Below are 22029 nucleotides of genomic sequence, written 5' to 3'. Positions count from 1 at the left end.
AGGTGTGGTGTCTGAACAGTCCCCATCGCGAGCAAGCTCGCTCCCACAGGGTTCTGAGGCGCACTGCAGATCCCATGTGGGAGCGAGCTTGCTCGCGATGAGGCCAGTTCAGGCACCCATCATCCACAGCCGAACACACTCATCGAAACCATCGATGCGCTCAACCCATCAGGAGTTTCCATGATCAGCAAAATTCCCGAACCGGATCTCGAATACCTGCAAAAGGTCCTGCTGGAAATGCTCGCCATTCCCAGCCCGACCGGCTTCACCGACACCATCGTGCGCTACGTCGCCGAGCGGCTCGAAGAGCTGGGTATCGCCTTCGAAATGACCCGTCGTGGCACGATCCGCGCCACGCTCAAAGGCCGCAAGAGCAGCCCCGACCGGGCCGTGTCGGCGCACCTGGATACCATCGGTGCCTCGGTGCGGGCCATCAAGGACAACGGTCGCCTGACCCTGGCTCCGGTGGGGTGCTGGTCCAGCCGGTTTGCCGAAGGCAGCCGGGTCAGCTTGTTCACCGACACCGGCGTGATTCGTGGCAGCGTGCTGCCATTGATGGCATCCGGTCACGCGTTCAACACCGCCGTGGATGAAATGCCCATCAGTTGGGACCACATCGAATTGCGCCTGGACGCCTATTGCGCCACCCGCGCCGATTGCGAAACCCTGGGAGTGGGCATCGGCGACTACGTGGCCTTCGACCCCTTGCCGGAATTCACCGAAAGCGGTCACATCAGCGCCCGGCACTTGGACGACAAGGCCGGGGTCGCGGCACTGCTGGCGGCGCTCAAGGCGATTGTCGACAGTGGCGAGGAACTGCTGATCGACTGTCACCCCCTGTTCACCATTACCGAGGAAACCGGCAGCGGCGCAGCGGCCGCATTGCCCTGGGACGTCAGCGAGTTCGTCGGCATCGACATCGCGCCCGTCGCCCCTGGCCAGCACTCGAGCGAACATTCGGTCAGTGTGGCGATGCAGGACTCCGGCGGCCCTTACGACTATCATCTGTCGCGGCATTTGCTGAAACTGGCCAAGGAGAACGACATCTCGGCACGCCGCGACCTGTTCCGCTATTACTTCAGCGACGCTCATTCGGCCATCACCGCTGGCCACGATATCCGTACCGCCCTGCTCGCCTTCGGCTGCGACGCCACCCATGGCTACGAACGCACCCACATCGACAGCCTGGCCGCCCTTAGCCGCCTGCTCGGCGCCTACATCCTCAGCCCACCGGTGTTCGCCAGCGACGCGCAACCGGCCCAAGGCTCCCTGGATCGCTTCAGTCACCAGATCGAGCACGATGCCCAGATGGAAAGCGATACCCGGGTGCCGTCGGTGGACAGCCTGGTGGGGCAGCGGTCGGATAATTGATCCAGCGCTTTCATTGCCTGGTCTCATCGCGAGCAAGCTCGCTCCCACATGGGGTCTGCAGTACGCCTCAGAAACCCTGTGGGAGCGAGCTTGCTCGCGATGAGACCAGAACAGCCACCACAAAACCCAGGCTAGCCGCAAAAGCCCATTGGCCGTAGCATCGCCCTATTGTCTAGCTGAGGTCCCCCATGCTCATCCCCCACGACCAACTCGAAGTCGACACGCTCACTCGCCTGATCGAAGATTTCGTGACCCGCGACGGCACCGACAACGGTGACGACACGCCCCTGGAGACGCGGGTGCTACGGGTCCGGCAAGCCCTGACCAAAGGCCAGGCCTTGATTGTCTTCGACCCGGAAAGCGAACAGTGCCAACTGATGCTCAAGCACGACGTGCCCAAGCACCTATTCGACTGAACAGGCCTTGCGGGCGGCGTTAGCCTTTTTCCTCTGGATTTTTTCATAGATTTCGGAGCGATGGACATCGACGTGCCGTGGCGCTTCGACGCCAAAACGCACGGTGGTGCCACTGACCGACAGCACCCGGACGGAAATATCGTCACCGATGGAAATCAACTCGCCCACAGCACGGCTTAATACGAGCATGGTTCTTGTCCTTAAGAATGTCTGGACCCTGACCATGCCCGGCCTGCTTTCCGTTCTCAAGACACCGGCGAGAATTCAGTAAGGCCCTACAAGCAAAGTTCTTGCGACTGAAGGAAACGTCCTGCAAAAACCTGGCGAACCGTAGGTTATTCAGGAAGCCGAGAGCCGTGGGCCGAATAGAATCACACTCGCCCCCAACACGCAGAGCGCCACGCCAATCCAGTCGGAACCCAGTGGCCGGACCCGCTCCACCACGGCCAGCCAGCCGATCGAGGCAATGATATAGATACCGCCATAGGCGGCGTAGGCGCGCCCGGCGTAGATCGCTTCGATGCGGGTCAGCAACAGCGCGAACAAGGTCAGGCTGAGCAGCGCCGGGGCAATCCACCAAGCGCTCTTGCCCTGGCGCAGCCACATCCAGAAGGCGTAGCAACCGGCGATTTCAAACAGCGCGGCGAGAAAGAACCACAGGTAGTTGAGCATGCAGATGTCCATCAAGAGGGCCGAATGGCGCCATCCTGAGGACATCGCGCAGCCAGGTCAATTCAGGTTCTGGCGGGCCTTGGCGCGCATCTTGTCGGCCATGGCCGTCATTTCGTCGTAGAGCAACTGTGGGTTCTTCTGCTTGAGCGCCCAGGCCATGCGCCCCTGTTCATGGGGCAGGATCATGAACTGCCCTTGGGCCACTTGCTGGTAGATGTAGTCGGCAATGTCAGCGGCGCTGATCGGTGAGCTTTCCAGCAACTTGCCGACCTGAGCCTTCATGGCTGGGGTCGGCCCTCGGAAGGAGTCCAGCAGATTGGTCTGGAAAAACGACGGGCACACCACGTGGACGCCGACTTCCTGCTGCGCCAACTCTACCAGCAGGCTCTCCGATAACGCCACGACGCCTGCCTTGGCCACGTTGTAGTTGCTCATGGCTGGCCCCTGCATCAAGGCTGCCATGGAGGCGATGTTGATGATCTTGCCGCGGCTCTTTTCCAGCAATGGCAGGAACGCCTTGCAGCCCTTGACGACGCCCATCAGGTTGATCGCGATCTGCCAGTCCCAATCTTCCAGGGACAGTTCACTGAAAAACCCACCCGAGGCAACGCCGGCGTTGTTGACGATGATATCGATACCGCCGAGCTTTTCTTCGCAAGCCTGGGCGAACGCCGTCAATTGGCTGTAGTCGCGCACATCGCAACGCTGGATGAAGCCTTCACCACCGGCAGCGCGCACCAATTTCAGAGTTTCCACCAGGCCCGGCTCGCTGACATCCGACAAGGCCAGGCGCCAGCCTTCACGAGCCCAGCGCAGCGCGATTTCGCGACCCAGGCCGGAGCCGGCCCCTGTGATCATCATGCGATTTTGCATAGCAAACAGCCTTGTTCCGGGAGAGATAGGCCGAGTGTAGCGAAGGCGCCTGCCGGACCCACGCTCCATCAGATTGCTGAATGGCGGGGGCAAACTGTAGGAGCTGGCGAAGCCTGCGATCTTTTGATCTTTCGCTTGGGATTCAAGTGTCTGGGGAAAGATCGCAGCCTCGTTTCACTCGACAGCTCCTACACAGCGCCTACCGGCGCCTACAAAAACTTTGAATTTTTTACAGGACGTTACGGTCGGACTTATTAAGCCGCCCGGATTTAACACATGCGCGCTGGTAGTTGGAAGTTGCATCACTCCAGAACCAACCAATAAGGAAATCTACGATGGGCACAATACTTATCATTATTCTGATCCTCCTGCTGATCGGTGGTCTTCCGGTCTTCCCGCACTCCAGAAGTTGGGGCTACGGTCCGTCCGGTATCATCGGTGTAGTGTTGGTGGTGCTGTTGGTCCTGCTATTACTGGGCAAGATATAAACCACTAAGTAAGCGCAAAAAAAAGAGGCCTCTGCAGGCCTCTTTTTTTATGCTCGCCGTTTCTCAGTCCGGCTTACCGTCAATCACGCCGGCGGTGTTATCCAGCAGGCTCTTGGTCGCGGTTTGCAGGAACGATTCGAGCTTGAGCTTCATCTCAGCCGTCTCCGGTGCATCCGGGATGACCTCTGCATGTGGATTGGCGCCCAGTTGATAACGGAACAGTTTCGGTGCCATTGCCTTTTCCTCTGGCAACACCAGGATCTTGTCGTCGTGGATAAGTGCGGTGGTCTGATCGCTACCCGACGGTTTGATCACGCCAAAACCGGTGTCGCCTGGCGGCAGATTCAACAGGTCGCGGCCCCAGCACTGGTTGCGCACTTCTCCGCCGAGCCGGCCCATGATGGTCGGGACGATATCGACCTGGGTGCCAATGGTGTGGTTGCGCTGGCCGAATTTTTCCTGGACGCCCGGCCCGATCAGCAGCATCGGCACATTGAAGCGGCCCAGGTCCATCTCGGTGATCTGGCGCTCGTTGCCGAAGCCATGGTCACCGACCACGACGAACAGGGTTTCCTTGAAGTAAGGTTCCTTGCGGGCCTTCTCGAAGAACTGGCCCAGCGCCCAATCGGAGTAACGCATGGCGGTCAGATGTTCGTTCAGGCGGCCACGGTCAGTGACCGGCTCCACCGGCAACGGCGTCGGCAGCGCATAAGGCGTATGGTTGGACAGGGTCTGCAGCAACGCATAGAACGGCTTGCCGTTTTCCCGCGCCTTGAGTTCGATCAGGCCCCGGTCGAACATGTCCTGGTCGGACACGCCCCAGGTCGGGTCGGAGAACACCGGGTTCACGTAGTCGTTACGCCCGATGAACGTGGTCATGCCCTGGCTGCTGAAGAAACCCGACTGGTTGTCCCAGGCAAAATCGCCGTTGTAGACATACACGTCGTCGTAGTTGCGGGCGCTGAGCAGTTGCGGCAGACCAGACAGCTTGTGGCTGCCCTCCGGCGTCTGCATCAGGTATTCGAAACCCGGCAGGTTCGGGAAGCACGCCATGGTGGCGAACATGCCTTGGTGGGTGTGGGTGCCATTGGAGAAAAAACGGTCGAACAACAGGCCTTCCTTGGACAGTTTGTCCAGGTAAGGCGTGATGTTGCCCGGCGCGCCCAGGGCGCCCACCGAGTGACCGGCCATGCTCTCCATGAGAATCACGACCACGTTCTTGATCGGCAGGGTCTTGTCCGCTGGCGGCGTGTAGTCGCGGCGCACGGCGGCTGTCTCGGTGTCCACGAGCTTGTCGTCAGGCATCACCAGCATGTCGCGCACGGTCTGCTGTGCCAGCGGTTGCTCGAGTGTGGCCTTCCAGATGTTGTCACGATGTTCGGACAGCCGGCTCTTGGCCGCCGCCACCAGTGACAAAGTGCCATTGAGGCCCAACTGGTTGGCGAAGTTCGAATCAGTGGTGTAGACGTCGCCCCAACGCAGTGGCGGACCTTGGCGCAGGGTACCGCGCGCAGCGGCCACGGCCACCACCAGGCAAACCATGAACACCGCGACACGTCCGTACCACGGGGCGAGCTGACGCGTTCCGATGCTGCCGCCGCTGAACGGCCCACGCGGGCGGGTGGCATGGTCGGCGCCCTTGAAGGCCAGGCTCAGGATAAGGGTGCCGCCCACCCAGGCCAGCAGGTAACGCACTACCGGAAAACCGTACCAGAGCATGCTCATCACGGTTTTCGGGTCTTCCTTCACATACTGGAAGACCAGGCCGTTGAGGCGCTGGTGGAATTCACGGTAGAAGTCCATCTCCATCAAGCCGAGGAACAGCGCAACACTGGAGGTAATGGTCAGCCAGAAACGAAAGAAGCCACGGGCGGCCATGGCCCTTGCGCTGAACAATGCCAGCAGCAACGGGATGCTGAGGTAGACCACCAGGCGCAAGTCAAAGCGCAGGCCATTGAAAAACGCTTCAACGAAGGTCGAGGCCGGGGTGTCGAGGATCATCTCGCGGTTGTAGACCAGCAGCGCCACGCGCAGCAGGCTCAGCATGACCATCATCACCAGGGCGCAAAGCAACGTGTAGGCCAGGTGCGATTTGACGGTCGGTTGCAGCAGGCGATGCGTGGTGCGCTGCTGACTCAGGGCGTCCGGGATTGCCATGTCGTTTAAGGACCCTATTGGAGTTGGAGTGACAAAAAAAGAAACAACGGCGCGCCCTCTGTTGGCCAAAGCCTGGCCCCGGGGCTTGCGCGAGTGCGCAAATGTTGCACGAACGGCTATGGCATTGCCATTAAATAACCGGCGGCGATATGAGCGCGGGGGATTGTCCGCAAGATTTGGTGAAAATTTCGTGCAAAGAATATTCGGAAACACAAAAAGCCCGGCCTACCGCACGGTTGTGCCGAACGCCATTGTGGTGGAGGACTTGATTGTGGCGAGGGAGCTTGCTCCCGCTCGGCTGCGCAGCAGTCGTAAAACCTGGATAGCGAAATATGCCTGACAGACCGCGGTGGCTGGATTGGGGCTGCTTCGCAGCCCAGCGGGAGCAAGCTCCCTCGCCACAGGGTTGCCGATCACTTCCAGATCAGTGTGAAACGACCACTTTCAGTGGAACTTGCGCCCCAGCCCCGCCGGCACGCCTTCGATGGTGGTTTCTTCCCACGGGCCGTTCGGGCTGACGGAGCGGCTCCAACCGTTGTTCCAGCGGAAATAGGTGCGCTGGCGGTAGAACGTATTGGTCTGGTTATCCAGCACATAGACCCCCAGTTTGGCATCCCAATGGCTGTTGCCACCCGGTGGCGGGGCGAAACTGGCGGAGGTACGTGGCACCGGCTTGGCCGGTTTGTTCGGGATGACTGGCTTGCCAGGAGGCGTGGACGGGGCCGGCTTGGTGGTCGGGGTCGACGGTGGAATCGGTGGCAGTGGCGCCGAGGGCTCCGGCGGACGCTGGACCGCGCAAGCGCTCAGGCCCATGACGAGCGTGAGCAGGGTGATACGAGCGATGGCGGTCATGGTGCGAATTCCTGTTATTTATCCGGACTGTCGATGGTCAATTGTTGTTGCGCCGTGGTGCTGCTCGCCAGGGGCTGGCTGCGGCCGATCCACTCACCCGCGGTCGGCTGGCCGGCCCGGGAGACGCGCGCCATCAGTTGGACTTCGGGGAAGTTCGACAGTTTCAACTGGGGCATCATGGCGTCCGCATCGCCCAGTTCAACCGTGACCGGCAGATCGGCCACCGTCAGGCGCTTGACGGCCAGGGGTGCCGACGGGCCGGAAACGGCGCGGGCAAAGATGAACACGCTGTCGCCCGGCTGCACCTTGGCCTTGAGCTCTGGCGCCAGGTCGACGCGAACCTTGAGCAATGCACCGGTCTTGGCCTGCGGGGCCTGGACGACTTTGCCGCCGCCGGCTTGCAGTTTCTCGGTGGCGCGGGTAATGCCGCCCTGTAGCGCCTCACGGGATTTGTCACCTTCCGGCAACTGCGCGAGCAGGCGCCCCCAGTAATCGATCGCCTCCTGATAGTGTTCGCCTTCGAATGCGGCGATACCCAACAGGCCGAGGCTGGTGACTTCCTTCGGATCGAGCTTGAGCGCTTCGTCAGTCAAGGCCTGGACCTTATCCGACCATTTCTTGCCATCGGCGAAATACTGCGCCTGGGCCCATTGGCCCAACAGTTCCGGTTGGCGACCGGCGACCGCCACGGTGCGCTCGAAGATCTTCGCCGCATCCGCGGGCCGATCCTGGGCCATGTAGGTACGCCCGAGGAAATACAGGCCTTCGGCCGAGTCCGGCTGCGCCGCCACTGCGCGTTCCAGGCGCTGGGTCATCTCTTCCATCGACTGCGGCGCCTGGGCGAACTCGCGGGTCAGCTCGACCTTGTCACTGGCACCGAAATGCAGGTACAGCGCCAGGCCCAGCACCGGCACCAATACGGCGGCGAGCAACGGCAACGGTTTGCCCAGCCGGGATTCGCGCGGCGCATCGACGCCCTCGGTGTCGGCGAGCAGCTCCCGGGCGGCTTCGGCACGACCGGTGTCCAGTTGCGCGGCGTTGAGCACGCCCTCCTCCCGCTCGGCTTGCAGTTCGGCCACACGCTCCTGATACAGCGCCACGTTGAGGGCGGTGCGGTCCTCTTCGCGTTGAGCGCGACGACCACGCAGTACAGGGATCAACAGAAAACTCAGGGCAACCAGAAGAAGCAGACCTGCGGCGAGCCAGAAATCAATCATGCTTGGTTTTATCCAACAGTTGGTCGAGGCGCTGGCGCTCTTCGACAGAAAGCGTGTCCGGTGCGGCCGTGCGCTGGACCCGGCGCCGGCGCACGATGACTGCGATGATCACGAGACCACCGAGCAACAGCCCGGCGGGGCCGAACCAAAGCACCGCGGTCTTGGAGGACAGGGCGGGGTTGTAGCGCACGAACTCACCGTAGCGATCGACCATGAAGTCGATGATCTGCTGGTTGTCCTTGCCCTCGCCGAGCATGCGGAAGATTTCCTTGCGCAGGTCGGCGGCAATCGGGGCGTTGGAGTCGGCGATGTCCTGGTTCTGGCATTTGGGGCAGCGCAGTTCCTTGGTCAGCTCGCGAAACCGCTCGCGCTCGCCGTCGTTGGCGAATTCGTAGGTGTCGATGGCCGCCTGGGCCACACCGACCAGGCTCAACCCCAGGATGGCAGCGGCTAACCAGCGCTTCATGGCTTGGCCTCGTCCACCAGGGACTGGTATTTGGCGGCCAGTTTCTCGCGCCAGACCTGTTCGTCGATCACGCCGACGAACTTGTCGCGGATCACGCCCTTGGCATCGATGAAGAAGGTTTCCGGCGCGCCATAGACGCCCAGGTTCAGGCCCAGGGAGCCGTCTTCGTCACGAATGTCCAATTGGTACGGATTGTGAAACTCGGCCAGCCACTTCAGAGCGTCGGCATTGACGTCCTTGTAGTTGACGCCGTAGATCACCACGCCGTTCTGGGCCAGTTTGTTCAGCACCGGGTGCTCGACCCGGCAGGAAATGCACCAGGTGCCCCACACGTTGACCAGCGCCGGCTTGCCCAGCAGGTCGGCACGGGTCAGGGTCTTGTCGCCTTGCACCGAAGGCAGGGAAAACTCCGGGAATGGCTTGCCGATCATCGCCGAGGGCAACTCGCTCGGGTTCAGGTACAACCCCCGGTACAAAAACACCGCCATCAACAGGAACAGCGCCAGCGGCAACAGCATCAACCAACGTTTCATGCAGTGGCTCCCGTCACGCCCAGGGCTTCACGCACCCGGGTTCTCACCTTGACTCGATAACGCCGATCCAGCGCCGCCAGTACCCCGCCCAGGCCGGTGAGCAAACCACCGAACCAGATCCAGCGCACGAACGGCTTGACATGAACGCGCACCGCCCACGCGCCGTCGCCCAGGGACTCGCCCAGGGCCACGTAGAGATCGCGAGTGAACCCGGCATCGATCCCGGCTTCGGTCATGACCGAGTTCTGCACGGTGTAGAGGCGTTTTTCCGGGTGCAGCACGGTGATTTCCTGACCGTTGCGAATGACCCGCACGGTGCCTTTGTCAGAGGTGAAGTTCGGTCCTTCGAAATGCTTGGCGCCTTCGAACACGAACTGATAACCCCCCAGGTCCATGGACTCCCCCGGCGCCAGGCGCAGGTCGCGCTCGGCACTGTTCTGGCTGGACAGCACCACACCCAAGGCACAGACGGCGATGCCCAGGTGGGCGATCTGCATGCCCCAATAACTGCGGGTCAGGGATGGCAGGCCTTTGATCAGGCCTTTGTGGCGGGTCTTGTCGAAGATGTCCCGGACGCCGGCCAGCAACACCCAGGCCGCCAGCACGAACGTCGCCAGCACCGCCCAGTTGAAATCGCCATAGGCCACGCCGGCCACCACGGCCAGGGCGGCCGTGCCCAGCAGCACCGGGGTCAACATGCCCAGTAGCCACTTGACCGGGGTGTCTTTCCAGCGCACCAGCACACCGATGGCCATCACCACCATCAGGATCGCCATCAGCGGGATGAACAACGCGTTGAAGTACGGCGGACCCACCGACAGCTTGGCGCCGGACAGTGCATCGAGCACCAGCGGGTACAACGTCCCCAACAGGATCATCGACGCCGCCACCACCAGCACCAGGTTGTTGCCCAGCAACAGGGTTTCCCGCGACCAGAGGTTGAAGCCGACCTGGCTCTTGACCACCGGGGCACGCAGGGCGAACAGCGTCAGCGAACCGCCAACGACGAACAGCAGGAACATCAGGATAAACACGCCACGTTCAGGGTCCGAGGCAAAGGCATGCACCGACGTCAGCACGCCGGAACGCACCAGGAACGTGCCCAACAGGCTCAACGAGAACGCCGCGATGGCCAGCAGCACGGTCCAGCTCTTGAACACACCGCGCTTTTCCGTGACGGCGAGGGAGTGAATCAGCGCGGTACCCACCAGCCAAGGCATGAAGGATGCGTTTTCCACCGGATCCCAGAACCACCAGCCGCCCCAGCCCAGTTCGTAGTAGGCCCACCAGGAGCCCAACGTGATACCGACACCGAGGAAGGCCCAGGCGACGATGGTCCACGGGCGCGACCAGCGTGCCCAGGCGGCATCGAGACGCCCGCCGAGCAACGCGGCGATGGCGAAGGCGAAGGCCACGGAAAAACCGACGTAGCCCATGTAGAGCATCGGCGGGTGAACGATCAGGCCGATGTCTTGCAGCAATGGATTGAGGTCGCGGCCATCCATCGGCATCTGCGGCAGGATGCGCTCGAACGGGTTGGACGTGACGATCAGGAACAGCAGGAAACCGGTGCTGATCATGCCCATGATCGCCAGTACGCGGGCGAGCATCACGCGTGGCAGTTGCCGGGAGAACACCGAGACGGCGAAGGTCCAGCCCGCGAGAATCAATGCCCACAACAACAGCGAACCTTCGTGGGCGCCCCACACCGCGCTGAACTTGTAATACCAGGGCAAGGCGCTGTTGGAGTTGCTGGCGACGTACTCCACGGAAAAGTCGTCAGCCATGAACGCATAGGTCAGGCAACCGAAGGCGAACAGCAGGAACGCGAACTGCCCCCATGCCGCCGGCTGTGCCAGGCTCATCCACAACCGGTCGCCACGCCAGGCACCGAGCAGGGGCACCACGGCCTGTACCAGGGAGAAACACAGGGCCAGGATCATCGCCAGGTGGCCCAACTCGGGAATAAAGATACCAGCCGTCATCGGTCAGCCCTCCTTCACAGGCGCGGGTGCCGACTGGCCGCTGTCTTTCAGGGCCTTGGTCACTTCCGGCGGCATGTATTTCTCATCGTGCTTGGCCAGCACTTCATCGGCGACCACTACGCCGTCAGCGTTGAGCTTGCCCAGGGCGACGATGCCCTGCCCTTCGCGGAACAGGTCCGGGAGAATGCCGCGATAGGTGATGGTCACGGTCTTGTTAAAATCGGTGACATTGAATTTCACGTCCAGCGAATCCCCGGAACGCACCAGCGAGCCCTGCTCCACCATGCCGCCGGCGCGGATGCGCGTGTCTTTCGGCGCTTCGCCATTGGCGATCTGGGTCGGGGTGTAGAACAGGTTGATGTTCTGCTGCAAGGCGCTGAGAGCCAGGCCGACCGCGGCACCGACACCCACCAGGATCGCCAGAATGATGACAAGACGTTTTTTGCGCAGCGGATTCACTGACCGTTCTCCCGGCGCAGACGACGCGCCTCTTGTTGCAGATACCGCTTGCGGGCCAGGATCGGCACCGCCACGTTGAGAGCCAGCACCACCAGGCAAATGCCATAGGCTGACCAGACATACAGGCCATGATGGCCCATGGCGAGGAAATCGCCGAATGACGCGAAACTCATCGAGCGGCCTCCAGGCTGTTCTGTACTTCGGCCTTCACCCAACTGGCCCGGGACTCGCGCTTGAGCACTTCCAGGCGCATGCGCAGCAACAACACCGCGCCAAAGAAACAGTAGAAGCCCAGTACCGTCAGCAGCAGCGGCAGCCACATTTCGATGGGCATCGCCGGTTTTTCGGTCAGGGTGAAGGTCGCGCCCTGATGCAAGGTGTTCCACCACTCCACCGAATACTTGATGATCGGGATGTTGATCACGCCGACAATCGCCAGCACCGCGCAGGCCTTGGCCGCGCTGTCACGATTGCTGATGGCGTTGCCCAGCGCAATAAGACCGAAGTACAGGAACAGCAGGATCAGCATCGACGTCAGCCGCGCATCCCAGACCCACCACGAACCCCAGGTCGGCTTGCCCCAGATGGCCCCGGTGACCAGCGCCACGGCGGTCATCCAGGCGCCGATGGGGGCGGCGCATTGCAGGGCGACGTCGGCCAGTTTCATCTTCCACACCAGCCCGACCACACCGCACACCGCCAGCATCACATAGATGGACTGGGCCAGCAGGGCCGTGGGCACGTGGATATAAATGATGCGAAAGCTGTTGCCCTGCTGGTAGTCCGGCGGGGCGAAGGCCAGGCCCCACACCACGCCAGAACCCATCAATAGCAGCGCGAAGAGGCTCAACCAGGGGAGCAGTTTGCCGCTGATGCCGTAGAACCACTTGGGTGAGCCGAGCTTATGAAACCAGGTCCAGTTCATTGCTGTTTCCATCACGGTTGCGGTTCGTCATCACGAACCGCCGGGTCTGCCTTTACTTCCAGGGAAGTGGTCAATTTTTGACCAGGCCTCGTTATTATTCGCCGACGCTGATTTTCAGGCCAGCGGCTATTGCGAAGGGTGTCAGGGTTATTGCCAGGGCGGTCAGGCTCCCAAGCCACAGCAGATAACCGGTCGCGGGCATGCCTTGCAATGCGGCTTGCAAGGCACCGCTGCCCAGGATCAACACCGGGATATACAACGGCAGGATCAGCAGCGCCAACAACAGGCCGCCGCGCTTCAAACCCACCGTCAACGCCGCGCCCACCGCACCGAGCAAGCTCAGCACCGGAGTGCCCAGCAGCAGCGACACCAGCAGCACCGGCATGCACGCGGCGGGCAAGCCCAGCATCATCGCCAGCAGCGGCGAGAGCAGCACCAGTGCCAGCCCGGAAAAAACCCAGTGTGCCAGTACCTTGGCCAAAACCAGAAGGGCCAGGGGGTGCGACGAAAGGACCCACTGTTCCAGTGAGCCGTCTTCGAAATCACTGCGGAAAAGCCCGTCCAGCGAGAGCAGGACCGATAAAAGCGCGGCCACCCAGACCAGTCCTGGGGACAAGGTTTGCAACAATTGAGTCTCCGGACCGACCGCCAACGGAAAGAGCGCGATGACAATCGCGAAGAATACCAGCGGATTAGCCAATTCGGCCGGACGACGAAACAGCAGGCGCGCCTCGCGGGCAAGCAACAGGCCAAACACACTCATACGGCCCAGTTCCCCAGATCGATATTGCGATAACCGGACGGCATCCGCGCCAGCGTGTGGTGGGTCGTCAACAGGACCATGCCGCCGTTCTCGCAGTGCCGGGCCAGGTGTTCCTCGAGTTGCGCGACGCCCTGCTTGTCCAGGGCCGTGAACGGCTCGTCGAGAATCCACAGCGGCGGGCCGTCCAGGTACAACCGGGCCAAGGCCACTCGGCGCTGCTGGCCGGCGGACAGGGTGTGGCTCGGCACATCCTCGAAGCCGCGCAGCCCGACCGCCGCCAACGCTTGCCAGATCGCCTCGCGCTCGGCCGGCGTATGCAGTGCACAGAGCCAACTGAGGTTCTCTTCGGGGGTCAGCAAATCCTTGATGCCCGCGGCGTGGCCGATCCAGAGCAGGTTACGGGCCAGTTCGCTGCGCTGGCTGTGCAAGGGCTGGCCATTGAGCAACACTTGCCCTGCGGTGGGCTGCATCAACCCGGCGAGCAGGCGCAACAGACTGGTCTTGCCACTGCCGTTGGGGCCACTGATCTGCACCATGTCGCCAGGCGAGAGTCTCAATTCCAGATGTTCGAAAAGCAGCCGCAAGTCTCGCTCACAGGCGAGGCCAACGGTTTGCAGGAGAGGACTGGTCAAGGGATCGCGGGCCTTATACGGTGTTCAAGTCGGCGGTGCAGCGGCCGTTAAAGAGGTGCAGCATAGATGCTTTGACGGCCTGTTCCACAGAGCTGCGTCAAACAATTGCAAGGTTTTCGCCACTCCCTGAAAGACGGGCGGCATTATACATGCCCTGACCTACTCTCAAGAGAGCTTATTTCCCCAAGGTAAGACCGCAAATGACAGGCGACATGAACATCCTGCCGCTGCCCCAGGCCACGGCAACGACGCGTATGCCAACGGTGACGGGGGAGCTGCTCAAGTTGCTGGCGCCAGCCGAAGGGCTGATCGGGCCCGGCCAGACCGCCAAGGCCGAAGTGCTGTCGCTCAAGCAGGCGGACCAGACTTTTCAGCTACTGCTCAAGGTCACCCTGGAAAGCGGTCGACAGGCCACCGTGCAGGCCACCAGCACCCAGCCACTGCCCCAGGGCACCAGCCTGGCCGTGACCCAGCCGTCCGCCAGCAACCTGGCGATTGCCGTGCAACAGGCCGTTGCCTCCAGCGTTGCCACCTTGACGCGCATCGACACCGCGCAGATGCCGGCGGGCACGTTGCTGCAAGGCAAGGTGTTGACCAGCCAGGCGTTGCCCGCCTTACCCGGACAGCCGGTGGTCTACCGGTCGTTGGTGAGCCTGCTCAACACCGTCCAGGCTGGCAGCACCCTGGACATCGACAGTCCCCAACCGCTGCGCATCGGCACACTCTTGAGCGCCCAGGTGCAAGATGCCCAGACGCTGAAATTCGTACCCCTGAGCAACCGTCAGGAGCAACTGGCGGTGAGCCAGCAACTGGTCACCCAAGTCAGCCGCCAGGGCTCGCTGGACAGTCTGATCACTGCGCTGCAAAACCTTCCCGTCACTGACGACACAGAAACACAGCTGCGCGCGGCGGTGACTCGCTTGCTGGCAGGCCTGCCGGATGCCCAGCAACTGAGCACGCCCAAGGGCGTGGCCCAGGCCATGATCGCCAGCGGTGTGTTCCTGGAAAGCAAGCTGCTCGCCGGACAGCCACCGAGCCTGGCGCCGGACATGAAGGGCGACCTGCTGAAACTGATTGCCCAGCTGACACCGGCCCTGCCCGCCTCGACCAACCTCGGCGCCATCATTGCCGCCAACACGCTGGCCCAGGCCCTGCCGAGTTTCGTGCGCAGTGCCCTGGGGATGCTCGGCCAGGTCAGCGCCAAACCGTCGCCCACCAGTTTTCCGCTGCCCTCACGACAGTTGAAAGAGCAGGACGAAGAAGGCGACCTGGAACACCTGCTCCGCCTGGCCGCCGCGGCCGTGTCGCGCCTGCAAAGCCATCAGTTGTCGAGCCTTGAACAGACCGGCCTGACCGACGACGGCCGACTGATGAGTACTTGGCAGTTGGAGATCCCGATGCGCAACTTGCAGGACATCGTGCCATTGCAGGTCAAGTTCCAGCGCGAGGAAACCCCGCCCCGGGAACAACCCGACGAACGCCGGGAAGAACGCGAGCCGAAACAGCAGCTCTGGCGGGTGGAACTGGCGTTCGACGTGGAACCGCTCGGCCCCTTGCAGGTCCAGGCCCAGTTGCTCAGCGGCAGCCTGTCCAGCCAGTTATGGGCAGAACGGCCGTATACCGCGAGCCTGATCGAAAGCAACTTGACGGCCTTGCGTGAACGCCTTGTGACCTGTGGCCTGAACGTCGGTGAGCTGGACTGCCACCTCGGTACCCCGCCCCAAGGCCCCAAGACTCGCCTGGAACAGCGCTGGGTGGACGAAACCGCATGACCACCCACACCGAACCCCGCCAGGCCATCGCCCTCAAGTACGACGGCCACCACGCCCCGACCCTCACCGCCAAGGGCGACGAGGCCCTGGCCGAGGAAATCCTGCGCATCGCCCGCGAAAGCGAAGTGCCGATCTATGAAAATGCCGAGCTAGTGAAGTTGCTGGCACGGATGGAGTTGGGGGACAGCATCCCGGAGGAACTGTACCGCACGATTGCCGAGATCATCGCGTTCGCCTGGAACCTCAAGGGCAAGTTTCCGCAAGGGTTTGACCCGCACGCGCCGAGTGTCGAGAAGGACGTGACCGACCGCGGCGACGATTACTGATCAAAGCGGCGGTATGATCAGTCGGTGAGCGCCAGAAAACCTGTGGGAGCGAGCTTGCTCGCGATGACGGAATCACACCCGACATTTCTATCGACTGCCACACCGCTATCGCGAGCAAGCTCGCTCCCACATTGGATCTGCGGCAGGACGCAGCATCGTGGCGAGGGAGCTTGCTCCCGCTCGGCTGCGCAGCAGTCGCAAAACCGGGCGATACGGTCTGCTGCGGGGGCCCGCTTCGCAGGCCAGCGGGAGCAAGCTCCCTCGCCACAAGCGCTGCGTGTGCTGGAATGATCAGGCGTGAGCAGCAGAAAAACCTGTGGGAGCGAGCTTGCTCGCGATGACGGAATCACACCCGACATTTCTATCGACTGCCACACCGCTATCGCGAGCAAGCTCGCTCCCCACATTTCGATCGGAGTAAAGCGATCAGCCGCCCTTGTGCAGCTTGCTCATCAACTCCGCCTCGGCCTGGGTCAGGCCGCAGGCTTGGGTCAGTTCGTCGACGCTGGCGCCCATGCCCACCAGGCGGGCGGCCTGGGCGAAGGACAGGCTGGAGGGGTCGCGCTGTTCCAACTGGGCGAGTTTGTCCGGCAACGGCGCGACCACGGCACGCAGCTCATGGAGCGCTTCGCCCATGCGCACGGTGCCGTTCTGGTAATCGTCGACGCGCTTGGCCAGGTCCTTGATGCGCTGGTCGCGCAGCGCATCGCCCTGGGCCTGCTGAGCGGCGATCTGCCGCTGGCCACGTATGTATGCCAAGAACATCGCCAGCGTGCCTGCCCAGAAAAGGAACAGGACAATGACAGCTACCTCAAGAATCAAATCAGATACTCTCCAGTTCCGACCACTCTTCTTCGCTCATCATCTTGTCCAGTTCAACCAGAATCAGCAACTCGTTGTTCTTGTTGCACACGCCCTGAATGAACTTGGCGGACTCTTCGTTACCCACGTTCGGCGCGGTTTCGATTTCCGACTGACGCAGGTAAACCACTTCGGCGACGCTGTCGACCATGATGCCAACCACTTGCTTGTCGGCTTCGATGATGACGATCCGGGTGTTGTCGCTGATCTCGGCGTTCATCAGGCCGAAGCGCTGACGGGTATCGATCACGGTGACCACGTTGCCGCGCAGGTTGATGATGCCCAGCACATAGCTCGGTGCACCCGGTACCGGGGCGATCTCGGTATAGCGCAGCACTTCCTGAACGCGCATCACGTTGATGCCGTAGGTTTCGTTATCGAGCTTGAAGGTCACCCATTGCAGAATCGGATCTTCAGAACCCTTTTGAGACGACGCCTTATCATTCATACCCTGACCCCTCGAAAAACCGCCTGTGGCGGCGTGTATTCTGTCCGGCGACGCTGCGCGCCACCGGTTGTCTTATTTCGGTTTCTGGACCGGCTTCTTGCTGCCGCCCAAGTGTTTTGCCCCGCCGCTGGCGATCAACTCCGCCAGTTCGGAAACGTCCAGCAAGGCGCACATGTGCTCGATCACGGTACCGGCCAGCCATGGCCGTTGCCCTCGACGGCTGCGCCACTTGATCTCGTTCGGGTCCAGGCGCAGCGAACGGCTGACCTGGTGCACCGCCAATCCCCACTCATAACCTTGCACCGAAATCACGTATTGCAAGCCCTGGCGAAAGTCGTCGCGATAACGGTCCGGCATCACCCAACGCGCCGTATCCAGCACCTTCAGGTTGCCGGCCTGGCTCGGCAGGATCCCGAGGAACCATTCCGGCTGGCCAAACAACGGCGTCAATTCCTGCCCGGCCAGGGAGTAGATCGACCCCAGGCAGACCAGCGGCACCGCCAGGGTCAACCCGGCCACATCGAACAGCAAACACTCGAACGGCTCGGCAGCCCAGGCCGGACGGTCGTCGCCCGGCACCGGTGGCGGCGGACTGCTCGGCGGCAAGTGGACTTCCACCACCGGCGTCACCAGGCTCTGCAGCAACGGGGCAACGGTCGAGACCGGCGCCAGGATCGGCGCTGGTGCTTGCATCACCGCCAGTTGAGGTTTGATGAGCGGTGTTTCGACCGCCGCAGCCACCACTGGTTTGCGTGCATCACGGGCCTGCTCTTCGAGCACGGCCGCTTGAAATTCATCCAGCACACCCTCGGCTTCGACGGGGTCGGGCAACGCCTCGATCACGCTTGGCGGCGGTGGTAGTTCTTCGGTCGCTTCCTGCAACAGCCCATCCAGATAGGACTGCAGGGCCATTTGCGGACGCGAGGTTGTCTTTATCGGGCGGCTCATGGGAACAGTGCGCCACTTGAAGAGGTTATCGGCATGAATGCCATGAGACTTGAGCTCGCAAAACTGTCAGACATCCGAGTAGGAGCTGCCGAAGGCTGCGATCCTTTGATCTTGATCTCCGGAATATCCATGCTCACTGAAAGATCGCAGGCTGCGCCAGCTCCTACAACGCCTGCTCCCGCATACAGAAATTTCAATCAGGCCACCTGCTGCGGAACAAGCTGTTGGGCCAGCAGGTGCTTGAGCAGCGCCCGGTAAGCCAGTACGCCACGGCTCTTGCCATCGAATTGCGAAGGGGTCACACCGGCACGGCTGGCATCGCGCAGGCGCGTATCAACGGGGATATAGCCTTGCCAGATGTCCTCCGGGTACATGTCCCGCAAGACACGCAGGGTGCCCAGGGACGCCTGGGTGCGACGGTCGAACAGGGTCGGCACGATGTTGAAGGCCAGCGTCTGCTTGCGCGAACGATTGACCATCGCCAGGGTATTGACCATGCGCTCCAGGCCCTTGACCGCCAAATGCTCGGTCTGCACCGGGATCACCAACTGCTGGCTGGCCGCCAGGGCATTGACCATCAGCAAACCCAGCAACGGCGGGCTGTCGATGATCGCGTAATCGAAATCCTGCCACAGCTGCGCCAGACTCTTGGCGATCACCAGGCCCAGGCCGCTCTGTCCGGGCGACTGTCGCTCCAGGGTGGCCAGGGCGGTGCTCGACGGCAACAGGGAAATCCGCTCGTCGCTGGTGGACAACAGCAACTGCCCCGGCAGGCCCTCGGGCACCACGCCCTTGTGCAGGAACAGGTCGTAGTTGCTGTGCTCCAGGCTGTCGGGATCGTAGCCGAAATAACTGGTCATCGAGCCGTGGGGGTCCAGATCGACGATGACCACGCGCTTGCCCGCCTCGGCCAGCAACCCGGCTAAAGCGATGGAAGATGTGGTCTTGCCCACACCACCTTTTTGATTGGCGACTGCCCAGACTCTCATTCGGATCGTTCCTCCCGGCCGAAACAGGCTCGACCGAGAAATAGCTCGGTTATAAAGCGGGTGACGGAGAATTGACGGCACTCTGTCTTCCCGGCGACTTGACCGGTGCCGGTGCAGTTTGTGTGCCAGCCCGCTTCAATGCCGCGTCCGGGGTTGCATTGGCCGTACCGGTACCGGTCAGGCTGCGACGCACATCGAGGTTGCGCGACACCACCAATATTACGCGACGGTTGCGCGCACGCCCCTCGGCGGTGGCGTTGTTGGCCACCGGCTGGAACTCGCCATACCCCACCGATGCCAAGCGCCCGGGATTGAGCCCCTGCATCGCCAGCATGCGCACGATGCTCGCCGAGCGGGCCGAGGACAGTTCCCAGTTAGTCGGATACTGCGCAGTACGGATCGGCTGGTCGTCGGTGAAGCCTTCGACGTGGATCGGGTTGTCGAACGGCTTGAGGATCGCCGCGACCTTATCGATGATGTTGAACGCCATGTCGCTGGGCATGGCGTCGCCGCTACCGAACAACAGGCTGGAATTGAGTTCGATCTCGACCCACAGCTCATTGCCGCGCACGGTCATCTGGTTCGAGCTGATCAGGTCGCCGAACGCCGCGCTGATGTCGTCGGCGATGCTTTTCAACGGATCGCTACTGCCGGCGACACCGGCGTCGACCTGCTCGCTGTCCTTGACCAAGGGTTTGGCCGGCGTGGTGGTCTTGGGCCGCTCCTCGCCGATCGGAATGGGCTTGAGAGCCCGGTCGGAGTCAGTGAAGACCCCGATCAACGCCTCGGAAATGACTTTGTACTTGCCTTCGTTGACTGACGAAATCGAATACATGACCACGAAAAAAGCGAACAGCAGCGTGATGAAGTCGGCGTAGGAAACCAGCCAGCGTTCATGGTTGACGTGTTCTTCACGATGCCTGCGACGTGCCATGCTCCATATCCCCCATCAGTCCATGAAGCCCTGGAGCTTCAATTCAATGGAGCGCGGGTTCTCACCCTCGGCGATCGACAGGATCCCTTCCAGCAGCATTTCGCGATAGCGCGACTGGCGCAACGCGATGGACTTGAGTTTGGCCGCGATCGGCAGCAACACCAGGTTGGCGCTCGCCACGCCGTAGATCGTCGCGACGAAGGCCACGGCGATGCCGCTGCCCAGTTGCGACGGATCGGCCAGGTTGCCCATTACATGGATCAGGCCCATCACTGCACCGATGATGCCAATGGTCGGCGCGTAGCCGCCCATGCTTTCGAAGACCTTGGCCGCCTCGATGTCGCGACTTTCCTGGGTGTAGAAGTCCACTTCCAGGATGCTGCGGATGGCTTCCGGCTCGGCGCCGTCCACCAGCAATTGCAGGCCTTTGCGCGAATAGCTGTCAGGTTCGGCATCGGCCACCCCTTCCAGCCCCAGCAAGCCTTCCTTGCGAGCGGTCAGGCTCCAGTTCACCACGCGGTCGATGCCACCGGCCAGGTCGACACGGGGCGGGAACAGAATCCAGATCAGCACCTGCATGGCGCGCTTGAAAGCGCTCATCGGTGATTGCAACAGCGCCGCGCCAATGGTGCCGCCGATCACGATCAACGCCGCCGGACCGTTGGCCAGCGCGCCGAGATGACCGCCTTCCAGGTAATTGCCGCCAATGATGGCAACGAACGCCATGGTGATGCCAATCAGGCTGAGCACATCCATTAAATGCAGGCCTCGACCAGGTGTCTACCGATGTCGTCCAACCCGTACACCGCGTCGGCAAGATCAGCTTTCACGATCGCCATGGGCATGCCGTAGATCACGCAACTGGCTTCGTCCTGGGCCCAGATCGCACTGCCGCCCTGCTTGAGCAGGCGCGCGCCTTCGCGACCGTCGGCGCCCATGCCGGTCAGCACCACTGCCAAAACTTTGTCGCCGTAGGACTTGGCGGCGGAACCGAAGGTAATGTCCACGCAAGGCTTGTAGTTCAGACGCTCATCGCCCGGCAGGATTTTCACCGCGCCGCGGCCGTCGATCATCATCTGCTTGCCACCCGGTGCCAGCAACGCCAGGCCGGGACGCAGGATGTCGCCATCCTCGGCTTCCTTGACGCTGATGTTGCAGAGCTTGTCCAAGCGCTCGGCAAATGCCTTGGTGAACGCCGCCGGCATGTGCTGGATCAGCACGATGGGGGCCGGGAAGTTGGCGGGCAATTGAGTCAGGACCCGTTGCAGCGCCACCGGGCCGCCGGTGGACGTGCCGATCGCCACCAGCTTGTAGGCTTTGCGCTTGGGTGCCGGCGACGATGCACTGGCAGGCGCCGAACGCGTCGGCGCAGGTGCCGGGGCGCTACGCACCGGTGCAGGATTGAAGCTGCTCGAAGCCGTCGGCGCAGGCGCAGGCGCCGGGCTTGGCGCCGCAACCGGGGCGGGTGCCGGCGCGCTGTAGGCACTGACACGGCGATTGCTGCGGGAAATGCTGTGGACCTTCTCGCACAGCAACTGCCGGACCTTGTCCGGGTTGCGCGAAATGTCTTCGAAATTCTTCGGCAGGAAATCCACCGCGCCGGCGTCCAGCGCATCGAGGGTCACCCGGGCGCCTTCATGGGTCAGGGAGGAGAACATCAAGACCGGGGTCGGGCAGCGCTGCATGATATGCCGCACGGCCGTGATGCCGTCCATCATCGGCATCTCGTAGTCCATGGTGATCACGTCCGGCTTGAGTGCCAGCGCCTGATCGATCGCCTCTTTGCCGTTAGTCGCGGTACCGACGACCTGAATACTCGTGTCCGCTGAAAGAATTTCCGAGACGCGGCGACGGAAAAAACCCGAATCGTCCACCACCAGGACTTTAACTACCATAAACACTCCGTTAGACGAGACGCGGCCCTGGGCCACGCCCCTCCAGA

The 22029-nt window shown here is 62.1% G+C and carries 27 protein-coding genes; 6 read left to right on the top strand and 21 right to left on the bottom strand.

Translation table 11 applies throughout. From position 1 onward, the window contains the following. Positions 1 to 180 precede the first annotated feature (180 nt). On the top strand, positions 181 to 1371 hold the full coding sequence (locus tag ACLH0I_RS09040; protein WP_284739109.1) for an osmoprotectant NAGGN system M42 family peptidase: 1191 nt from the start codon (positions 181 to 183) through the stop codon (positions 1369 to 1371). A 188-nt stretch (positions 1372 to 1559) separates the two neighbouring features. Beyond that, positions 1560 to 1787 carry a YheU family protein gene (locus ACLH0I_RS09035; protein WP_003199186.1) on the top strand — a complete coding sequence of 76 codons (228 nt, stop codon included), beginning with the start codon at positions 1560 to 1562 and terminating at the stop codon, positions 1785 to 1787. Here ACLH0I_RS09035 and csrA read toward each other — a convergent pair. The 3 genes from csrA to ACLH0I_RS09020 all read right to left on the bottom strand — a co-directional run bounded on the left by csrA (position 1776) and on the right by ACLH0I_RS09020 (position 3332). After that, complete coding sequence (gene csrA, locus ACLH0I_RS09030) at positions 1776 to 1976, bottom strand: carbon storage regulator CsrA (protein WP_053120338.1); 201 nt, start codon at positions 1974 to 1976, stop codon at positions 1776 to 1778. The genes ACLH0I_RS09035 and csrA overlap by 12 nt on opposite strands. A 150-nt stretch (positions 1977 to 2126) precedes the next feature. Further along, positions 2127 to 2459 carry a YnfA family protein gene (locus ACLH0I_RS09025; protein WP_250963533.1) on the bottom strand — a complete coding sequence of 111 codons (333 nt, stop codon included), beginning with the start codon at positions 2457 to 2459 and terminating at the stop codon, positions 2127 to 2129. Positions 2460 to 2516: 57 nt separating this feature from the next. Next, positions 2517 to 3332, bottom strand: a complete 816-nt coding sequence (locus ACLH0I_RS09020; protein ID WP_186704699.1) for an SDR family oxidoreductase — start codon at positions 3330 to 3332, stop codon at positions 2517 to 2519. Between the two features lie 335 nt (positions 3333 to 3667). On the opposite strand from ACLH0I_RS09020, the gene ACLH0I_RS09015 reads away from it, so the two are divergent. Continuing rightward, the gene (locus ACLH0I_RS09015; protein WP_003183939.1) at positions 3668 to 3820 is read left to right on the top strand and encodes a DUF3309 family protein; all 153 of its coding nucleotides are present in this window, start codon (positions 3668 to 3670) and stop codon (positions 3818 to 3820) included. Between the two features lie 63 nt (positions 3821 to 3883). On the opposite strand, the gene ACLH0I_RS09010 is transcribed toward ACLH0I_RS09015, so the two are convergent. Continuing rightward, complete coding sequence (locus tag ACLH0I_RS09010) at positions 3884 to 5977, bottom strand: LTA synthase family protein (protein WP_250963535.1); 2094 nt, start codon at positions 5975 to 5977, stop codon at positions 3884 to 3886. A 118-nt stretch (positions 5978 to 6095) separates the two neighbouring features. Here ACLH0I_RS09010 and ACLH0I_RS09005 point away from each other — a divergent pair, with 118 nt between their 5' ends. Beyond that, the gene (locus tag ACLH0I_RS09005; RefSeq protein ID WP_411386833.1) at positions 6096 to 6317 is read left to right on the top strand and encodes a hypothetical protein; all 222 of its coding nucleotides are present in this window, start codon (positions 6096 to 6098) and stop codon (positions 6315 to 6317) included. A gap of 104 nt (positions 6318 to 6421) precedes the next feature. Here ACLH0I_RS09005 and ACLH0I_RS09000 read toward each other — a convergent pair whose 3' ends face one another. The 10 genes from ACLH0I_RS09000 to ccmA form a co-directional block, all read right to left on the bottom strand. Then, positions 6422 to 6829 carry a hypothetical protein gene (locus tag ACLH0I_RS09000; protein WP_186728633.1) on the bottom strand — a complete coding sequence of 136 codons (408 nt, stop codon included), beginning with the start codon at positions 6827 to 6829 and terminating at the stop codon, positions 6422 to 6424. A gap of 14 nt (positions 6830 to 6843) precedes the next feature. Then, entirely contained in the window at positions 6844 to 8046 is a 1203-nt protein-coding gene (gene ccmI / locus ACLH0I_RS08995; protein WP_411386832.1) for a c-type cytochrome biogenesis protein CcmI, read from the bottom strand. Next, entirely contained in the window at positions 8039 to 8512 is a 474-nt protein-coding gene (locus ACLH0I_RS08990; RefSeq protein ID WP_186704695.1) for a cytochrome c-type biogenesis protein, read from the bottom strand. Before ACLH0I_RS08990 ends, ccmI begins: the two co-directional genes overlap by 8 nt. After that, positions 8509 to 9045: a DsbE family thiol:disulfide interchange protein gene (locus ACLH0I_RS08985; RefSeq protein ID WP_186728631.1), complete on the bottom strand. Its 537-nt coding sequence runs from the start codon at positions 9043 to 9045 to the stop codon at positions 8509 to 8511. Before ACLH0I_RS08985 ends, ACLH0I_RS08990 begins: the two co-directional genes overlap by 4 nt. Beyond that, on the bottom strand, positions 9042 to 11030 hold the full coding sequence (locus ACLH0I_RS08980) for a heme lyase CcmF/NrfE family subunit (RefSeq protein ID WP_411386831.1): 1989 nt from the start codon (positions 11028 to 11030) through the stop codon (positions 9042 to 9044). The genes ACLH0I_RS08985 and ACLH0I_RS08980 overlap by 4 nt, the downstream gene beginning before the upstream one ends. Before the next feature lie 3 nt (positions 11031 to 11033). Then, on the bottom strand, positions 11034 to 11489 hold the full coding sequence (ccmE, locus tag ACLH0I_RS08975; RefSeq protein ID WP_039593064.1) for a cytochrome c maturation protein CcmE: 456 nt from the start codon (positions 11487 to 11489) through the stop codon (positions 11034 to 11036). Continuing rightward, the gene (gene ccmD / locus ACLH0I_RS08970; RefSeq protein ID WP_003199159.1) at positions 11486 to 11662 is read right to left on the bottom strand and encodes a heme exporter protein CcmD; all 177 of its coding nucleotides are present in this window, start codon (positions 11660 to 11662) and stop codon (positions 11486 to 11488) included. The genes ccmE and ccmD overlap by 4 nt, the downstream gene beginning before the upstream one ends. Continuing rightward, positions 11659 to 12414, bottom strand: a complete 756-nt coding sequence (locus ACLH0I_RS08965; RefSeq protein WP_250965915.1) for a heme ABC transporter permease — start codon at positions 12412 to 12414, stop codon at positions 11659 to 11661. The genes ccmD and ACLH0I_RS08965 overlap by 4 nt, the downstream gene beginning before the upstream one ends. 94 nt (positions 12415 to 12508) lie before the next feature. Further along, positions 12509 to 13177 (bottom strand): heme exporter protein CcmB, encoded by a 669-nt coding sequence (gene ccmB, locus ACLH0I_RS08960; protein ID WP_003183957.1) that lies wholly within the window; start codon positions 13175 to 13177, stop codon positions 12509 to 12511. Next, the gene (ccmA, locus tag ACLH0I_RS08955; RefSeq protein ID WP_186704691.1) at positions 13174 to 13809 is read right to left on the bottom strand and encodes a cytochrome c biogenesis heme-transporting ATPase CcmA; all 636 of its coding nucleotides are present in this window, start codon (positions 13807 to 13809) and stop codon (positions 13174 to 13176) included. The genes ccmB and ccmA overlap by 4 nt, the downstream gene beginning before the upstream one ends. A gap of 200 nt (positions 13810 to 14009) precedes the next feature. Between ccmA and ACLH0I_RS08950 the strand changes: the two genes are divergently transcribed. Continuing rightward, positions 14010 to 15581 carry a flagellar hook-length control protein FliK gene (locus ACLH0I_RS08950; RefSeq protein ID WP_411386830.1) on the top strand — a complete coding sequence of 524 codons (1572 nt, stop codon included), beginning with the start codon at positions 14010 to 14012 and terminating at the stop codon, positions 15579 to 15581. Beyond that, positions 15578 to 15907, top strand: a complete 330-nt coding sequence (locus ACLH0I_RS08945; RefSeq protein ID WP_186704689.1) for an EscU/YscU/HrcU family type III secretion system export apparatus switch protein — start codon at positions 15578 to 15580, stop codon at positions 15905 to 15907. Before ACLH0I_RS08950 ends, ACLH0I_RS08945 begins: the two co-directional genes overlap by 4 nt. A gap of 426 nt (positions 15908 to 16333) precedes the next feature. Here ACLH0I_RS08945 and ACLH0I_RS08940 read toward each other — a convergent pair whose 3' ends face one another. From ACLH0I_RS08940 to ACLH0I_RS08910, 7 genes are all read right to left on the bottom strand, one after another. Further along, on the bottom strand, positions 16334 to 16729 hold the full coding sequence (locus tag ACLH0I_RS08940; RefSeq protein WP_003183966.1) for a DUF2802 domain-containing protein: 396 nt from the start codon (positions 16727 to 16729) through the stop codon (positions 16334 to 16336). A gap of 1 nt (position 16730) precedes the next feature. Beyond that, positions 16731 to 17216: a chemotaxis protein CheW gene (locus ACLH0I_RS08935; protein WP_003199144.1), complete on the bottom strand. Its 486-nt coding sequence runs from the start codon at positions 17214 to 17216 to the stop codon at positions 16731 to 16733. 72 nt (positions 17217 to 17288) lie between these two features. Then, positions 17289 to 18164: a CheW domain-containing protein gene (locus tag ACLH0I_RS08930; RefSeq protein WP_411386829.1), complete on the bottom strand. Its 876-nt coding sequence runs from the start codon at positions 18162 to 18164 to the stop codon at positions 17289 to 17291. Positions 18165 to 18361: 197 nt separating this feature from the next. Continuing rightward, positions 18362 to 19153 (bottom strand): ParA family protein, encoded by a 792-nt coding sequence (locus tag ACLH0I_RS08925; protein ID WP_053120309.1) that lies wholly within the window; start codon positions 19151 to 19153, stop codon positions 18362 to 18364. Positions 19154 to 19202: 49 nt separating this feature from the next. Further along, on the bottom strand, positions 19203 to 20087 hold the full coding sequence (motD, locus tag ACLH0I_RS08920) for a flagellar motor protein MotD (RefSeq protein ID WP_411386828.1): 885 nt from the start codon (positions 20085 to 20087) through the stop codon (positions 19203 to 19205). A 15-nt stretch (positions 20088 to 20102) separates the two neighbouring features. Continuing rightward, complete coding sequence (locus ACLH0I_RS08915; RefSeq protein WP_186728626.1) at positions 20103 to 20843, bottom strand: flagellar motor protein; 741 nt, start codon at positions 20841 to 20843, stop codon at positions 20103 to 20105. Beyond that, entirely contained in the window at positions 20843 to 21982 is a 1140-nt protein-coding gene (locus tag ACLH0I_RS08910) for a protein-glutamate methylesterase/protein-glutamine glutaminase (RefSeq protein WP_411386827.1), read from the bottom strand. The genes ACLH0I_RS08915 and ACLH0I_RS08910 overlap by 1 nt, the downstream gene beginning before the upstream one ends. Positions 21983 to 22029: the final 47 nt, after the last annotated feature.

The organism is Pseudomonas sp. MPB03, assembly GCF_046605385.1.
GTDB lineage: Bacteria > Pseudomonadota > Gammaproteobacteria > Pseudomonadales > Pseudomonadaceae > Aquipseudomonas > Aquipseudomonas zanjanensis.
The sequence above is the reverse complement of the archived record's forward strand: the minus strand, read 5'-3'. Positions and strand labels throughout refer to the sequence as shown.

Coding starts and splice junctions, on each gene's coding strand:
- ACLH0I_RS09040 (WP_284739109.1), top strand. CDS start 181: ATGATCAGCAAAATTCCCGAACCGGATCTCGAATACCTGCAAAAGGTC.
- ACLH0I_RS09035 (WP_003199186.1), top strand. CDS start 1,560: ATGCTCATCCCCCACGACCAACTCGAAGTCGACACGCTCACTCGCCTG.
- csrA (WP_053120338.1), bottom strand. CDS start 1,976: ATGCTCGTATTAAGCCGTGCTGTGGGCGAGTTGATTTCCATCGGTGAC.
- ACLH0I_RS09025 (WP_250963533.1), bottom strand. CDS start 2,459: ATGCTCAACTACCTGTGGTTCTTTCTCGCCGCGCTGTTTGAAATCGCC.
- ACLH0I_RS09020 (WP_186704699.1), bottom strand. CDS start 3,332: ATGCAAAATCGCATGATGATCACAGGGGCCGGCTCCGGCCTGGGTCGC.
- ACLH0I_RS09015 (WP_003183939.1), top strand. CDS start 3,668: ATGGGCACAATACTTATCATTATTCTGATCCTCCTGCTGATCGGTGGT.
- ACLH0I_RS09010 (WP_250963535.1), bottom strand. CDS start 5,977: ATGGCAATCCCGGACGCCCTGAGTCAGCAGCGCACCACGCATCGCCTG.
- ACLH0I_RS09005 (WP_411386833.1), top strand. CDS start 6,096: ATGGCATTGCCATTAAATAACCGGCGGCGATATGAGCGCGGGGGATTG.
- ACLH0I_RS09000 (WP_186728633.1), bottom strand. CDS start 6,829: ATGACCGCCATCGCTCGTATCACCCTGCTCACGCTCGTCATGGGCCTG.
- ccmI (WP_411386832.1), bottom strand. CDS start 8,046: ATGATTGATTTCTGGCTCGCCGCAGGTCTGCTTCTTCTGGTTGCCCTG.
- ACLH0I_RS08990 (WP_186704695.1), bottom strand. CDS start 8,512: ATGAAGCGCTGGTTAGCCGCTGCCATCCTGGGGTTGAGCCTGGTCGGT.
- ACLH0I_RS08985 (WP_186728631.1), bottom strand. CDS start 9,045: ATGAAACGTTGGTTGATGCTGTTGCCGCTGGCGCTGTTCCTGTTGATG.
- ACLH0I_RS08980 (WP_411386831.1), bottom strand. CDS start 11,030: ATGACGGCTGGTATCTTTATTCCCGAGTTGGGCCACCTGGCGATGATC.
- ccmD (WP_003199159.1), bottom strand. CDS start 11,662: ATGAGTTTCGCGTCATTCGGCGATTTCCTCGCCATGGGCCATCATGGC.
- ACLH0I_RS08965 (WP_250965915.1), bottom strand. CDS start 12,414: ATGAACTGGACCTGGTTTCATAAGCTCGGCTCACCCAAGTGGTTCTAC.
- ccmB (WP_003183957.1), bottom strand. CDS start 13,177: ATGAGTGTGTTTGGCCTGTTGCTTGCCCGCGAGGCGCGCCTGCTGTTT.
- ACLH0I_RS08950 (WP_411386830.1), top strand. CDS start 14,010: ATGACAGGCGACATGAACATCCTGCCGCTGCCCCAGGCCACGGCAACG.
- ACLH0I_RS08945 (WP_186704689.1), top strand. CDS start 15,578: ATGACCACCCACACCGAACCCCGCCAGGCCATCGCCCTCAAGTACGAC.
- ACLH0I_RS08935 (WP_003199144.1), bottom strand. CDS start 17,216: ATGAATGATAAGGCGTCGTCTCAAAAGGGTTCTGAAGATCCGATTCTG.
- ACLH0I_RS08930 (WP_411386829.1), bottom strand. CDS start 18,164: ATGAGCCGCCCGATAAAGACAACCTCGCGTCCGCAAATGGCCCTGCAG.
- ACLH0I_RS08925 (WP_053120309.1), bottom strand. CDS start 19,153: ATGAGAGTCTGGGCAGTCGCCAATCAAAAAGGTGGTGTGGGCAAGACC.
- motD (WP_411386828.1), bottom strand. CDS start 20,087: ATGGCACGTCGCAGGCATCGTGAAGAACACGTCAACCATGAACGCTGG.
- ACLH0I_RS08915 (WP_186728626.1), bottom strand. CDS start 20,843: ATGGATGTGCTCAGCCTGATTGGCATCACCATGGCGTTCGTTGCCATC.
- ACLH0I_RS08910 (WP_411386827.1), bottom strand. CDS start 21,982: ATGGTAGTTAAAGTCCTGGTGGTGGACGATTCGGGTTTTTTCCGTCGC.